Source organism: Escherichia sp. XD33 (assembly GCF_019375075.1).
Taxonomy (GTDB): domain Bacteria; phylum Pseudomonadota; class Gammaproteobacteria; order Enterobacterales; family Enterobacteriaceae; genus Enterobacter; species Enterobacter flexneri_A.
On record NZ_JAENDM010000003.1, the window covers coordinates 175182 to 188744 of the forward strand.

Annotated in this window: 13 protein-coding genes; 1 reads left to right on the plus strand and 12 read right to left on the minus strand. The window is 50.7% G+C overall.

Going from position 1 to position 13563, the window contains the following annotated elements; translation table 11 throughout:
* The 10 genes from tolR to mngA all read right to left on the minus strand — a co-directional run bounded on the left by tolR (nucleotide 1) and on the right by mngA (nucleotide 10234).
* Nucleotides 1–429 carry a colicin uptake protein TolR gene (tolR, locus tag K0778_RS03735; protein ID WP_000090097.1) on the minus strand — a complete coding sequence of 143 codons (429 nt, stop codon included), beginning with the start codon at nucleotides 427–429 and terminating at the stop codon, nucleotides 1–3.
* A gap of 3 nt (nucleotides 430–432) precedes the next feature.
* Nucleotides 433–1125 carry a Tol-Pal system protein TolQ gene (gene tolQ, locus K0778_RS03740; protein ID WP_000131314.1) on the minus strand — a complete coding sequence of 231 codons (693 nt, stop codon included), beginning with the start codon at nucleotides 1123–1125 and terminating at the stop codon, nucleotides 433–435.
* Complete coding sequence (gene ybgC / locus K0778_RS03745) at nucleotides 1122–1526, minus strand: tol-pal system-associated acyl-CoA thioesterase (RefSeq protein WP_001098384.1); 405 nt, start codon at nucleotides 1524–1526, stop codon at nucleotides 1122–1124. The genes tolQ and ybgC overlap by 4 nt, the downstream gene beginning before the upstream one ends.
* 149 nt (nucleotides 1527–1675) lie before the next feature.
* A complete protein-coding gene (ybgE, locus tag K0778_RS03750) occupies nucleotides 1676–1969 on the minus strand; it encodes a cyd operon protein YbgE (RefSeq protein ID WP_000034602.1) in 294 nt (97 codons plus the stop codon).
* Nucleotides 1969–2082, minus strand: a complete 114-nt coding sequence (gene cydX, locus K0778_RS03755) for a cytochrome bd-I oxidase subunit CydX (protein ID WP_000270282.1) — start codon at nucleotides 2080–2082, stop codon at nucleotides 1969–1971. Before cydX ends, ybgE begins: the two co-directional genes overlap by 1 nt.
* Before the next feature lie 14 nt (nucleotides 2083–2096).
* On the minus strand, nucleotides 2097–3236 hold the full coding sequence (gene cydB, locus K0778_RS03760; protein ID WP_000568275.1) for a cytochrome d ubiquinol oxidase subunit II: 1140 nt from the start codon (nucleotides 3234–3236) through the stop codon (nucleotides 2097–2099).
* Between the two features lie 15 nt (nucleotides 3237–3251).
* Nucleotides 3252–4820: a cytochrome ubiquinol oxidase subunit I gene (cydA, locus tag K0778_RS03765; RefSeq protein ID WP_000884361.1), complete on the minus strand. Its 1569-nt coding sequence runs from the start codon at nucleotides 4818–4820 to the stop codon at nucleotides 3252–3254.
* Nucleotides 4821–5414: 594 nt separating this feature from the next.
* Nucleotides 5415–5642, minus strand: a complete 228-nt coding sequence (locus K0778_RS03770) for a hypothetical protein (protein WP_001324497.1) — start codon at nucleotides 5640–5642, stop codon at nucleotides 5415–5417.
* Nucleotides 5643–5666: 24 nt separating this feature from the next.
* The gene (gene mngB / locus K0778_RS03775; protein WP_063084851.1) at nucleotides 5667–8300 is read right to left on the minus strand and encodes a mannosylglycerate hydrolase; all 2634 of its coding nucleotides are present in this window, start codon (nucleotides 8298–8300) and stop codon (nucleotides 5667–5669) included.
* Between the two features lie 17 nt (nucleotides 8301–8317).
* The gene (mngA, locus tag K0778_RS03780) at nucleotides 8318–10234 is read right to left on the minus strand and encodes a PTS 2-O-a-mannosyl-D-glycerate transporter subunit IIABC (RefSeq protein WP_063084850.1); all 1917 of its coding nucleotides are present in this window, start codon (nucleotides 10232–10234) and stop codon (nucleotides 8318–8320) included.
* A gap of 168 nt (nucleotides 10235–10402) precedes the next feature.
* Between mngA and mngR the strand changes: the two genes are divergently transcribed.
* The gene (gene mngR, locus K0778_RS03785) at nucleotides 10403–11125 is read left to right on the plus strand and encodes a mannosyl-D-glycerate transport/metabolism system transcriptional repressor MngR (protein ID WP_000509902.1); all 723 of its coding nucleotides are present in this window, start codon (nucleotides 10403–10405) and stop codon (nucleotides 11123–11125) included.
* Between the two features lie 103 nt (nucleotides 11126–11228).
* Here the strand turns inward: mngR and sucD are convergent, their stop codons facing one another.
* Entirely contained in the window at nucleotides 11229–12098 is an 870-nt protein-coding gene (gene sucD, locus K0778_RS03790) for a succinate--CoA ligase subunit alpha (protein WP_000025458.1), read from the minus strand.
* Nucleotides 12098–13264 (minus strand): ADP-forming succinate--CoA ligase subunit beta, encoded by a 1167-nt coding sequence (gene sucC, locus K0778_RS03795; protein ID WP_001048602.1) that lies wholly within the window; start codon nucleotides 13262–13264, stop codon nucleotides 12098–12100. Before sucC ends, sucD begins: the two co-directional genes overlap by 1 nt.
* Between the last annotated feature and the right edge of the window lie 299 nt (nucleotides 13265–13563).

Genomic DNA, 13563 nt, shown 5'->3' on the forward strand with positions numbered 1-13563 from the left:
TTAGATAGGCTGCGTCATTAAACCAACCGATTTCACACCCGCACTATGTAACAAGTTCAGTGCTTTAATTATTTCATCGTAAGGCACATCTTTTGCGCCACCGATCAGAAAGACCGTTTTCGGGTTGGCCTTGAAACGGCTGGACACTTCCGCCACCACCTGCTCTGGTGGTAAACGCTCCAGGCGATCTTTCTCAACCACCACGGTGTACTGACCAATACCAGACACTTCAACAATCACTGGCGGATTATCGTTACTGCTCACCGCCTGTGATTCAGTAGCGTCTGGCAGATCGACCTCCACGCTCTGGGTGATGATGGGCGCTGTCGCCATAAAGATCAGCAACAGCACCAGCAGTACGTCCAGCAACGGTACAATGTTGATTTCGGACTTGAGATCGCGACGACCTCGTCCACGCGCTCTGGCCATGGCTTACCCCTTGTTGCTCTCGCTAACGGTAAACGCCTGGCGGTGCAGAATCGCGGTAAACTCTTCCATAAAGTTGTCGTAATTCAGTTCCAGTTTGTTTACGCGCTGGTTGAGGCGGTTGTAGGCCATAACTGCCGGGATAGCGGCAAACAGACCAATTGCAGTCGCAATCAACGCTTCTGCGATACCGGGCGCAACCATTTGCAGTGTTGCTTGTTTTACCGCCCCGAGGGCGATAAAGGCGTGCATGATCCCCCAGACCGTACCAAACAGACCAATATACGGGCTGATGGAGCCAACCGTACCGAGGAACGGAATGTGCGTTTCCAGATTTTCAAGTTCACGGTTCATGGAGATACGCATAGCACGCGACGCCCCTTCCACTACGGCTTCCGGCGCATGGCTATTGGCACGATGCAGGCGCACAAACTCTTTGAACCCGCTGTAAAAGATTTGTTCCGAACCAGTCAGATTATCCCGTTTCCCCTGGCTCTCTTGATAGAGGCGAGAGAGTTCGATTCCAGACCAGAATTTATCTTCAAACGCTTCGGCTTCGCGCGCCGCTGCGTTAAGAATACGGGTCCGCTGGATAATAATGGCCCAAGATGCGATTGAAAAACCAATCAAAATCAACATGATAAGTTTAACCAGAAGGCTAGCCTTCAGGAACAAATCAAGGATATTCATGTCAGTCACTGCTTAAACTCCGCGACAATAGACTTGGGAAGCGCACGAGGCTTCATTTTGAGTGGGTCAACGCAAACAACCAGAACCTCTGCTTCATTCAGCAAAGTATTCTCGGCGTTGACAATACGTTGCGTGAAAACCAAAGAGGTGCCACGCATTGATGTTATTTCAGTCTGTATTTCGAGCATATCGTCGAGCCGCGCAGGTGCGTAATATTCCACCGTCATTTTACGTACCACAAAGGCAACGCGTTCAGCCATCAGCGCCTGCTGACTGAAGTGATGATGACGCAGCATCTCTGTGCGTGCTCTTTCATAAAAAGCGACGTAACTGGCGTGGTACACCACACCACCGGCATCGGTATCTTCATAGTAGACGCGAACCGGCCATCGAAACAGCGTTGTATTCACTTTACATCCCGGTAATGCAACAAAAGTTAGAGCTTTTAAACGCTGCTACTATACGCGCGCGATTGAGGTTTGGGAATGAGGGCAAGTTAAGGGAGCGTAAAAATTTATGGGCCTGGAGCGGCCCATAATTTTTTAAAGAGAATTCTGATTTAAAAGAAGAAGAAAATCAGCCCGACAATGAGAACAATATCGGCAAGCAATGGGCAAAAAATCCCTTGCCAAAGAACCTTCTGCGGACGAAAGCCCACGCCGTGAATCACACCAGCACAGACGGCCCACATCAGCAATAAACCATGCCAGATTTCCAGTTCACTGGTCTTCGCGGCAAAACGAGATGGGTCCCAAAACATACATCCTGCTAACAGAAGCGCCATCACGAAGGAAAGCGCCCGCAGGGGGCGCTTGTCCATTACCGCATACAAAGTCGCGATAATCTTACTCATCAGATGTCTTCTTGACCGGCTTTGCCTGATTCGACGTGTTCAAGCGCCAGCGCGGTGATTACCCCAAACGAACAGGCAAGAAGCGTTCCCAGAATCCATGCGAAATACCACATTTTTAGCTCCTTACTTAGTACAGAGAGTGGGTGTTACGTTCAATATCTTCTTTGGTGATACGACCGAACATTTTCCAGTAACACCAGGCGGTGTAGAGCAGAATGATCGGTACCAGAACCACCGCAACCCAGGTCATGACGTTAAGCGTCAGCTGGCTGGAAGTTGCATCCCACATTGTCAGACTTGCGTTCATCATGGTGCTGGACGGCATCACAAACGGGAACATTGCGATACCGGCTGTCAGGATGATGCAGGCCAGCGTCAGGGAGGAGAACACAAACGCCCACGCGGCTTTATCCATACGTGCAGTCAGGATGGTCAGCAGCGGCAGAACCACACCCAGTGCCGGAATAGCCCACAGAATTGGCGTGTTGTTGAAGTTAACCAGCCATGCGCCAGCTTCACGAACCACTTCTTTATTCAGTGGGTTAGAGGCTGCGTAATGGTCCATTGTCGATTTCACGACATAACCATCGATACCGTACATCACCCATACGCCAGCCAGTGCGAAACAGACCAGTGTCACCAGCGCAGCCACCTGAGCCGTTGCACGGGTACGCAGGTGCAGTTCGCCCACGGTACGCATTTGCAGATAGGTTGCGCCCTGAGTAATGATCATCCCTACGCTCACCACGCCTGCCAGCAGGCCGAACGGGTTAAGCAACTGGAAGAAGTTACCGGTGTAGTACAGACGCAGATATTCATCAACGTTGAACGGTACGCCCTGCAACAGGTTACCGAACGCTACACCAATTACCAGCGGCGGAACGAAGCTACCAATGAAGATGCCCCAGTCCCACATGTTACGCCAGCGGGTTTCTTCAATCTTGGAGCGGTAGTCAAAACCGACCGGACGGAAGAACAAAGACGCCAGCACGAGGATCATCGCCACATAGAAGCCGGAGAACGCAGCGGCATAGACCATCGGCCAGGCAGCAAAGAGTGCGCCGCCCGCGGTGATCAGCCAAACCTGGTTACCGTCCCAGTGTGGTGCAATGGAGTTAATCATAATTCGACGCTCGGTGTCGTTACGACCGAGGAAACGGGTGAGCATGCCCACCCCCATGTCGAAACCGTCAGTGACTGCAAAACCAATCAGCAGAACGCCAACCAGCAGCCACCAGATAAAACGCAATACTTCATAATCGATCATTTGACGACTCCTGTCTTAGCGTGCCGGCTGAGTAGTCGTGGAAGACTGCTCAAAGTGATAGCGACCGGTTTTCAGGCTGCTTGGGCCGAGGCGTGCAAACTTGAACATTAAGAACAATTCTGCCACCAGGAACAGGGTATACAGGCCGCAAATCAGCACCATTGAGAAGATGAGATCGCCTGCGGTCAGTGACGAGTTCGCCACAGCTGTCGGCAGCACTTCACCGATAGCCCACGGTTGGCGGCCATATTCAGCCACGAACCAGCCCGCTTCTACAGCAATCCACGGCAGCGGAATACCGTACAGCGCGGCGCGCAGAAGCCATTTTTTCTCGCCAATGCGGTTGCGGATGACACTCCAGAAAGAGAGCGCGATGATTGCCAGAAGCAGGAAGCCACACGCCACCATGATACGGAACGCAAAGTACAGCGGCGCTACACGCGGGATGGAGTCTTTGGTTGCCTGTTGAATCTGCGCTTCAGTCGCATCAGCCACGTTTGGCGTATAGCGTTTCAGCAGCAGACCGTAACCGAGGTCTTTCTTCATGCTATTGAACTGGTCACGAACCGCCTGGTCGGTAGAACCAGAACGCAGTTGTTCGAGCAGAGAGTACGCCTTCATCCCGTTACGAATGCGTTCTTCATGCTGCACCATCAGCTCTTTCAGGCCGATAACCGGGGTATCCACGGAACGCGTTGCAATGATGCCCAGTGCGTAAGGGATCTGAATCGCAAATTTGTTCGTCTCCTCTTCCTGATCAGGAATGCCGAACAGAGTAAAGGCAGCAGGCGCAGGTTGCGTTTCCCACTCGGCTTCAATAGCAGCCAGTTTGGTTTTCTGCACGTCGCCCATTTCGTAGCCGGATTCATCACCCAGAACAATAACAGACAGAACAGCAGCCATACCGAAGCTGGCAGCGATAGCAAAGGAGCGTTTAGCGAAGGCGAAGTCACGACCTTTCAGCATATACCATGCGCTGATACCGAGGATGAACATCGCGCCAGTCACATAACCAGACGCTACAGTGTGAACGAATTTCACCTGAGCAACCGGGTTAAGCACCAGCTCGGAGAAGCTCACCATCTCCATACGCATAGTTTCAAAGTTGAAATCGGACGCGATTGGGTTTTGCATCCAGCCGTTCGCAACCAGAATCCACAGTGCGGACAGGTTTGAACCGAGCGCCACCAGCCAGGTGACACACATATGCTGAACTTTACCCAGACGATCCCAACCGAAGAAGAACAGACCTACAAAGGTGGATTCGAGGAAGAAGGCCATCAGACCTTCGATTGCCAGCGGCGCACCGAAGATATCCCCTACATAGTGGGAATAGTAAGACCAGTTAGTCCCGAACTGGAACTCCATGGTCAAACCGGTAGCCACACCCAGAGCGAAGTTGATACCAAACAACTTGCCCCAGAACTTGGTCATATCTTTATAAATCTGTTTGCCGGAGAGGACGTAGACCGTTTCCATAATGGCCAGCAGGAACGCCATACCGAGCGTCAGTGGCACAAAAAGGAAGTGGTACATCGCGGTCAAGGCAAACTGTAAGCGCGACAGTTCGACTATATCTAACATCATGACTCCTTGCTCATCGCATGAAGACTCCGAGAGTGAACCCCGTTAGAAAGGGTCACACGCATGCCCCAATAGAAATTTGTTTGAACACTTTCATCATACCATGTGAATGCACACAAAAACGGCGTAAAGAAAGGTTGCAAACATGTTAATAAAAACTCAAATTGATCCCACGTATATATTACGCCGCAAAATCCTTACAATAAACAGGTTTTTGTTGAAGCAAATTTGCATTTTTCGACGGTGATCAATTTATAGCTAAATTACCGCCTTTCAGCCAATTTGATCGAGAACAATTTATCTCTTTTTGATGCCCATTTCCAAGACTTATACATTGATAAATATCAATTCCTACAAATTATGTTAATCATGTTTCAATAAGGTAACTTTAGTGACATTTATGTTTAAAATGTGTGAGTTATAAGGCTGAAATTAGTTTCGGTTGGCAATTAAAGATAAAAAGAGACGAAGCAAAAACAGCACGGTTGACCTTAATTCTTTTTTTGGTCACTGGCTAATACGACGCAGAGTTTCAGGATTACTAATAAAGGCATAAATCCACCCCGCCAATATTAACATTTAGTTAACTTATAATTATATTATAATTAACTCACCCAGGGTTATTATTTTGTTAAAAATAAAGCCACATATACGTGGCTTGAGAGTGAAGATAAACGCAAAATTACCTGATGCGCTACGCTTGCCAGTGTCTACATCATCTCTGCAATATATTGAATTTGCCTGCTTTTGTAGACCGAATAAAGCGTTCATGCCGTATCCGGCATGAACAAAGCGCCCTTTGTCAACAATCTGGCCGCGCATATGTGGCTTCGGTTTGATTGCTATTCAGGCAAGCCGGTAACTGAACGTCCGTGACTGGCCGGGTAAAAAAGGCCCCGATAGATTTGAACCTTGATTTTCCTCGGTGGTAATGTGTTCATCCATCATCGTTTCTGAGCAAGAAATCACCTCGCGACTGAAAGCAACAGTCGCATCACAGGTTGCTGATTCAGCCGGATTAAACAGCCGTAAAATCACTTCTTGTCGGTCTTCAGCTTTCTTAAGTGCGCTTATCAGGCATCCCACTGGGGGCATTTTCAACAAACTATAACTTTCCGGCACGTTGAATCCGGCTTTGTTGAGCTTCATCACATCCCATGGGATTTTGTTGTAACACTGTACTGGAGTCAGCCATGCTCGCGCCTGCTGAGCTACACCAGCGGCGGTTGGCGTACCGGTATAACTCAATAAACTTAGGCGACAAGAAAGCAGACCACGTAGTTGTGAGTCCGGGACTGGCATTTTAATTCCCGAAGGCCGCCCAGGCCTTAAAAGCAGATCTTCTTTGCCCAGTAAGCCCACGCCACGCAGCAACGTAATGGCAAAGGTTTTCTTCTCTTCACCGATGACTTCAAATTCACGTAACCCTTCGCTAAAGACAGCCATGCCGTTACGCCCTTCCTGTAAGGCAACATAGTTGAGCATATTCCATACCGGAACCGGCGCTTCTTTCCAGCCTTCTTGCTGCCAGTTGTTCATTGCACTGTCGTTCACGGGGCGCGTTAGCGAACCAAACTGCGTATCTGCCAGAACACTGTCGGTGTTAAAAGGTGTAGGGACCAGGACACGAAGGCGATGATCGTCAGCCTGGTTATCAAGATTGATATCCACATCAATACGCCTGCTGTTATGACTAAGAGTGGCAACCAACACCACCCCTACTCTGCCAGTGGATTGCCGGGCGCTGCGTTCTGACAAATTGAGCGGCACTGCCATGTCATAGCGGATAACAGCCCTGCTCTGCCAGGCTTCATGAATAATATCGCATTGCGGTTTCGCGTTCGCTGCGGTAATTACCCACTCTTCTTTTGCGGGTGAATAGTCATATTCATCACCATCATCAGAGCTTTCTTCAATTTGCAATACCCGGTCATAGCGCACACCGCTGTCTTTATCTACCAGTTGCAGAGAACCATCCTCATTGAGCGCAATTTGCCAGAAAGCATTTTCCAGTATCCCTTCAGCGTCACTTTTTGCCGCAATTACGTTGCCAGGCTGATTCGCTTCGATATAAAGCGTGCGATAGCCCATAGAAGGGACAATCTGGTTGATCTGTATATCAAACTCCATAAAGGGATCGTAATTACCGTAATGAACTATTTGCCGATCGATTAGGCCTGGATCGATCTCACGGGCATGGCGAATAAAATACGGTACAGGCTGACCGCGATCGTCCCGCAAATTAAACTGGCTGGCGCGCAGCCGCACAGTGGTGTTGATAACTTCTTCACGCGGCCAGGGCATCAGGTTAAACAGGACGAGTTTGTCGGCGTCGCTCTGCGGCATGTTGTCGGCAATTTTGCGCATGTAGAAACGAATCAGATTATCCGCCATGTCTTCAGCCAGTTCGAAGCGGGCGACGATTTCGCGATGAACTTTGTCACTACAGCAGCAGCCGATACTGTCGTGGGCATGATTTTTTAAGATCTCTTTCCACATTTTCTCCAGCAAGCCGTGGTGGTATTCAAAACCCAACGTCCAGGCCAGTGTTGCCAGCGGTTCCAGCAGATTAACAATCTTATTTTCAATACGCGCGTGGGCAATTTTGATATCCATACGCGTAGAACCGATGGTGCGATGCACGCGCATATATTTGCCATCAATAAATTCCCCTTTCAGGGTTGCCAGATTATCTCGCTGCGCTTCGATCTTCTCAAATACCTCTTCAAAGCGGCTCATCACAAACTTACGTTGAGGGTAGATCTCACGTAGCTTATCCATCACTTCGAAGATATTTTGCTGCAATGGCATCTGGTCATGCCCATTCGGCAGCAAAATCTCTTTGGTTACAGACGCTTTTTCCAGCACGTCAAAATAACTGTCGAGGCGTTTACGTAATCCGTTTTCGTCGGCAGGTAAGTACTTACCGATGGCATAGCCCAGCGGCAGCACCTGCGCCGTCACTTCGCTACCGTCACTGCTTTGCCACAAAAACTCGGTTTTATCAGTACCGTGGCGCTCCGAACATCCGCGCCAGAACATGGTGCGGGTAATGCCAAATCCATTGTAGATATGCGGCAGTTGCCCGGACATGCCAAAGGAATCTGGTAAATAACCTATTTTCATCGGCTCGCCAAACGCGAGGCAGTCACGCATTCCGTACATCAGATTACGGACGATGGATTCCGCAGAAACAATCGTGGTATCGGTCTGGGTATACCAGGGGCCGATAATCAACTTGCCGGCTTCTACCTGTTTCTTCACACGGTCTTTGTTTTCCGGTTTCACCGCGAAATAATCTTCGAGGATCGCCGTTTGCCCGTCGAGTACGTAATATTTGTATTCGTTGTCCTGTTCCAGTCGGCACAGGATCTCTTCCATATTATTGACCAGCAGAATACGTGACTCTTCGGTGGTGAAATACCACTCTCGATCCCAGTGCATATGCGGGGTGATGTGAACGCGAGATACTGCTTTCATCGTCGTTTCCTTTTTGTTTATGGCATTACGCCATCAGTCAGATAGTTGCCATGCTTAACCGCGTGACGCCGCCACATCAGGAGAATTGCAGTCGAGATTGCAGCCCCCACCAATGCCGCGCCAAACCAGCCAATTGCCGCCATAACACCGCCCGCGCCATTATCATGAAGTAAAAAGAGCGAGAAAATGCCGGCACCGGGTGTCGAAAGGCCGATATTCATCGCACCGACAATAGCGCCCGTTACCATAGAGCCCAGCACAAACGAACCAATAACCCGCAGCGGATCTTCAATCGCCATCGGGATCGCCCCTTCGGTAATACCTGCCAGCCCTAACAGCCAGGTGGATTTCCCGGTCTCAATTTCAAACTCTTTAAACAGGCGCGGTGCGAGCATCGTGGAAGCGGTTACGGTAAATGCCGAAACCATTTTGACAGAGGCGAAAATGGCATACGGGCCGTAAACGCCGTTCGCCATTGCGCCCAGGCAGAATGCATAAGCGGCTTTATTCACTGGCCCTCCAAGGTCAAAGGAACACATAAAACCGAGAATGGCACCCAGCAACAGCGCGTTACTTCCTGACAGACCGTTCAGCCAGGCGGTAAGCGAGTTATTGATCCAGGCGACAGGTTCCCCCACCACAAACAGCATCAGACTGCCCGCTCCCAACGTACCGAGCACCGGGTAGAGATAAAAAGTCAGGAATCCATTGAATTTACTGCTAAGACGCAAGTGATTTTTCACCCAGCGCATCAAGTAACCGGCTATCAATCCGCCAACGACCGCGCCGAGAAACCCGGAGCCGATCATGTTGGCGGCAAGTCCAGCCGCAAAGCCTGGCGCTAACGCCGGTTTATCTGCCAGAGAATAGGCGGTATAGGCCGCGAGCACCGGTACCATCAAAATTCCGAGCAGCCCGCCGCCCAGCTTGCGGTACATCCACAGCCAGGAGTTTTCTTCATTAAACAGATCTTGTAGCCCGAAGATTTGCGACAGTAATACCGCGACCGCCAGCACCGTGCCCCCCGCGACAATCAACGGTACGGCAAAAGAGATTCCGCTCAACAGTGCCTGTTTCAGCTCCGTTTTGACACTTTTCACCGGTTGCGTATCTTGCTGTACGGTACGCGTCTCATCGCTACGCTTGAGGGTAAGCGCTTGTTGGATCAACGCTTCTGCATGGCGAATCGGCTCGGCAACAGGCACTGAAAGCGCGGGAATGCCATTAAAACGCTCACTCTCCTTGATGGCGACTTCAGCCGCAAAAATACAGGCGGTTGCACTATTGAGTTGATCCGCCGTTAAACGCCCTTCAATGCCGTTAGCGCCTTGTTTTTCAACGTAAACATTTACGCCGAGTTTGCGTCCGGCTTTTTCCAGATATTCCGCAGCCATATAGGTGTGAGCAATACCCGCCAGACAGGCCGTTACGCAGACGATAGTTGGCGCGTTGGAAAAAGAGGCAGAAGGTTGCGTGCCTCCCTTGTCATCCAGCGCCGAGAGCAACTCATCAGGCGTCGTCGCCGACTGTATACGCGCCCGAATCTCATCATCCGCAAGGCGCGTGGTCAGCGCTGTCAGCAGTTGCATATGCGTAGTACCCGCTTCATTGGGGGGAATCGCCAGCAGCACCACTAAATCAACTGCTTCCGGGCCATCAACGCCTTCCCACTGAAGCGGCTCGCTGAGTGTGGCGACCGCAAACGCCGCTTCTTTTACCGCAGCAGTTTTGCCATGCGGCACAGCCAACCCTTCACCTAAGGCGGTCGGGCCAAGGCTTTCACGGCGATACACTTCTTCCAGAAATTGCTCAGTACTGGAAATTTTCCCCAGAGCAGCAAGACGTTGAGTCAACGCGTGGATGGCCTCTTCACGGCTGGTAAAGCGCGCATTCAGACACAACGCATCGCGGTGGGTCAGAGTCGTCAGATTCATCATGATCCTCACTTGATCGTTTTTATAGTCGCGCCAGTGTGCCCGATAAAACAATACCATTATGTGATCAATTTCACTTGATTGAAATTATTTGTATTGTATTTGTATTATTTGCAGGATGAATTTATCGGGCATAATGGTTAAATTCGTATTAATGAGATACTAAAAATGGGACACAAGCCCTTATACCGGCAGATTGCCGATCGCATTCGTGAACAAATTGCGCGTGGCGAGCTTAAACCTGGCGATGCGTTACCCACTGAATCAGCGCTACAAACAGAGTTTGGCGTCAGCCGGGTTACGGTGCGTCAGGCTTTGCGCCAGCTAGTCGAGCAGCAGATCCTCGAAAGCATTCAGGGCAGCGGGACTTACGTCAAAGAAGAGCGGGTCAATTACGATATTTTTCAGTTAACCAGTTTTGATGAAAAACTGTCGGACCGTCACGTCGATACACACAGTGAAGTTCTGATATTCGAAGTGATTCCGGCTGACGATTTTCTTCAGCAACAGCTACAAATCACCCCGCAGGATCGTGTGTGGCATGTGAAGCGCGTGCGCTATCGCAAGCAAAAGCCAATGGCGCTGGAAGAAACCTGGATGCCGCTTGCGTTGTTCCCGGATCTCACCTGGCAGGTCATGGAAAATTCGAAATATCACTTTATCGAAGAAGTGAAGAAAATGGTTATCGATCGTAGCGAACAGGAAATCATTCCTCTGATGCCAACCGAAGAGATGAGCCGTCTGCTTAATATCAGCCAGACAAAGCCGATTCTTGAAAAAGTATCGCGTGGATATTTAGTTGATGGTCGGGTGTTTGAATATAGCCGCAACGCTTTTAATACCGATGACTATAAATTTACCCTGATAGCGCAGCGAAAATCATCGCGATAAGCACAAAAAAGGCCATCATACGATGGCCAACCATGTCGAAACCGACAGCCCTTCGCCATTCCTGTAGAGGGAAGCGGCGAGGGCTATTTCTTATTACAGATATTTATTTCAGAACAGTTTTCAGTGCTTCACCGATATCCGCCAGGCTGCGAACGGTTTTCACGCCTGCGGCTTCCAGAGCAGCGAATTTCTCATCCGCAGTCCCTTTCCCACCGGCAATGATGGCACCCGCGTGGCCCATACGTTTGCCTTTCGGCGCAGTCACACCAGCGATGTAACCCACAACTGGCTTGGTAACGTGCTCTTTGATGTACGCAGCTGCTTCTTCTTCAGCGCTACCGCCGATCTCACCGATCATCACGATCGCTTCGGTCTGCGGATCTTTTTCGAACATTTCGAGAATGTCGATAAAGTTAGAGCCCGGGATCGGGTCACCGCCGATACCGACACAGGTCGACTGACCGAAACCGTAATCCGTGGTCTGTTTAACCGCTTCATAGGTCAGTGTACCGGAACGGGAAACGATACCCACTTTACCCGGTTTGTGAATGTGACCAGGCTGGATACCGATTTTGCATTCACCCGGAGTGATAACGCCTGGGCAGTTCGGGCCGATCATACGAACGCCTGCTTCATCCAGCTTCACTTTCACGGTCAGCATATCCAGCGTCGGGATGCCTTCAGTGATGGTGATAATCAGTTTGATGCCTGCGTCGATGGCTTCCAGAATGGAGTCTTTGCAGAACGGTGCTGGTACGTAGATAACAGAAGCGGTAGCGCCAGTGGCAGCAACGGCTTCACGCACGGTGTTGAACACCGGCAGGCCGAGGTGGGTGGTGCCGCCTTTACCTGGGGTTACGCCGCCAACCATTTTAGTGCCGTATGCAATGGCCTGTTCTGAGTGGAAAGTCCCCTGGCTACCGGTAAAGCCCTGGCAGATAACCTTGGTGTTTTTATCGATTAAAATGGACATTATTTCCCCTCCACTGCGGCAACAACCTGCTGAGCTGCATCCGTCAGACCTTTTGCTGCAATAATATTCAGGCCGCTGTCAGCCAGTTTCTTCGCGCCGAGTTCGGCGTTGTTACCTTCCAGACGTACCACGACCGGTACGTTAACACCCACTTCTGCTACCGCGCCGATGATACCGTCAGCGATCAGGTCGCAACGAACGATACCGCCGAAGATGTTAACCAGAACGGCTTTCACTTTGTCGTCAGAGAGGATGATTTTGAACGCTTCGGTTACACGTTCTTTGGTTGCGCCGCCGCCAACGTCAAGGAAGTTAGCCGGTTCGCCGCCGTGCAGTTTAACGATGTCCATCGTACCCATCGCCAGACCTGCGCCGTTAACCATACAACCGATGTTACCGTCCAGCGCAACGTAGTTCAGTTCCCACTGTGCAGCCTGTGCTTCACGCGGATCTTCCTGCGACTGGTCACGCATTTCGCGCAGATCAGGCTGGCGGAACAGTGCGTTGCCGTCAGCGCCCAGTTTGCCGTCGAGGCAAATCAGATCGCCCTGTTTGGTGATGACCAGCGGGTTGATTTCGATCAACGCCAGGTCGCGCTCCAGGAAAATGGTCGCCAGGCCCATGAAGATTTTGGTGAACTGCTGAACCAGTTTACCTTCCAGACCCAGTTTGAACGCCAGCTCGCGTCCCTGATACGGCATCGGGCCAGTCAGCGGATCAAGCGCAACTTTGTGGATCAGGTGCGGAGTTTCTTCCGCCACTTTTTCGATTTCCACGCCGCCTTCGGTGGAGGCCATAAAGACCACACGACGGGAACTACGGTCTACAACGGCACCGAGATACAGCTCTTTAGCGATATCGGTCGCTGCTTCAACCAGAATCTGGTTAACCGGTTGGCCATTGGCATCTGTTTGATACGTTACCAGACGCTTGCCGAGCCAGTTTTCTGCAAAAGCACGGATGTCTTCTTTGCTGTTTACAACTTTCACACCGCCCGCTTTACCGCGGCCACCAGCGTGAACCTGACATTTCACTACCCACGGACCGGCACCGATTTTTGAAGCGGCTTCTTCTGCTTCGCGCGGAGTAGTACAGGCATAACCCACCGGTGCTGGTAAGCCATAGCGGGCAAAAAGTTGTTTTGCCTGATATTCATGTAAGTTCATGTGTTCTGTCCATCCTTCAGTAATCGTTATCTTTTAAACCGTAGACCGAATATTTCGTATCGCTTCCGGGCATTGTCGGTCACCCGTAGGCCTGATAAGACACGTTAAACGTCACATCAGGCATCGCTTGTCGGATGCGGCGCTTGCGCCTTATCCGACCTACATTGGTGGTCCCCGTAGGCCTGATAAGACACGTTAACCGTCACATCAGGCATCGCTTGTCGGATGCGGCGCTAGCGCCTTATCCGACCTACATTGGTGGTCCCGTAGGCCTGATAAGACGCGTCAGCGTCGCATCA

What these genes read in the sequence shown, in the direction of transcription:
- K0778_RS03770 (WP_001324497.1), bottom strand. Translation starts at nt 5,642, where the DNA reads ATGCGCGGCCAGATTGTTGACAAAGGGCGCTTTGTTCATGCCGGATAC.
- cydX (WP_000270282.1), bottom strand. Translation starts at nt 2,082, where the DNA reads ATGTGGTATTTCGCATGGATTCTGGGAACGCTTCTTGCCTGTTCGTTT.
- ybgE (WP_000034602.1), bottom strand. Translation starts at nt 1,969, where the DNA reads ATGAGTAAGATTATCGCGACTTTGTATGCGGTAATGGACAAGCGCCCC.
- cydA (WP_000884361.1), bottom strand. Translation starts at nt 4,820, where the DNA reads ATGTTAGATATAGTCGAACTGTCGCGCTTACAGTTTGCCTTGACCGCG.
- cydB (WP_000568275.1), bottom strand. Translation starts at nt 3,236, where the DNA reads ATGATCGATTATGAAGTATTGCGTTTTATCTGGTGGCTGCTGGTTGGC.
- sucC (WP_001048602.1), bottom strand. Translation starts at nt 13,264, where the DNA reads ATGAACTTACATGAATATCAGGCAAAACAACTTTTTGCCCGCTATGGC.
- mngR (WP_000509902.1), top strand. Translation starts at nt 10,403, where the DNA reads ATGGGACACAAGCCCTTATACCGGCAGATTGCCGATCGCATTCGTGAA.
- mngA (WP_063084850.1), bottom strand. Translation starts at nt 10,234, where the DNA reads ATGAATCTGACGACTCTGACCCACCGCGATGCGTTGTGTCTGAATGCG.
- tolR (WP_000090097.1), bottom strand. Translation starts at nt 429, where the DNA reads ATGGCCAGAGCGCGTGGACGAGGTCGTCGCGATCTCAAGTCCGAAATC.
- mngB (WP_063084851.1), bottom strand. Translation starts at nt 8,300, where the DNA reads ATGAAAGCAGTATCTCGCGTTCACATCACCCCGCATATGCACTGGGAT.
- sucD (WP_000025458.1), bottom strand. Translation starts at nt 12,098, where the DNA reads ATGTCCATTTTAATCGATAAAAACACCAAGGTTATCTGCCAGGGCTTT.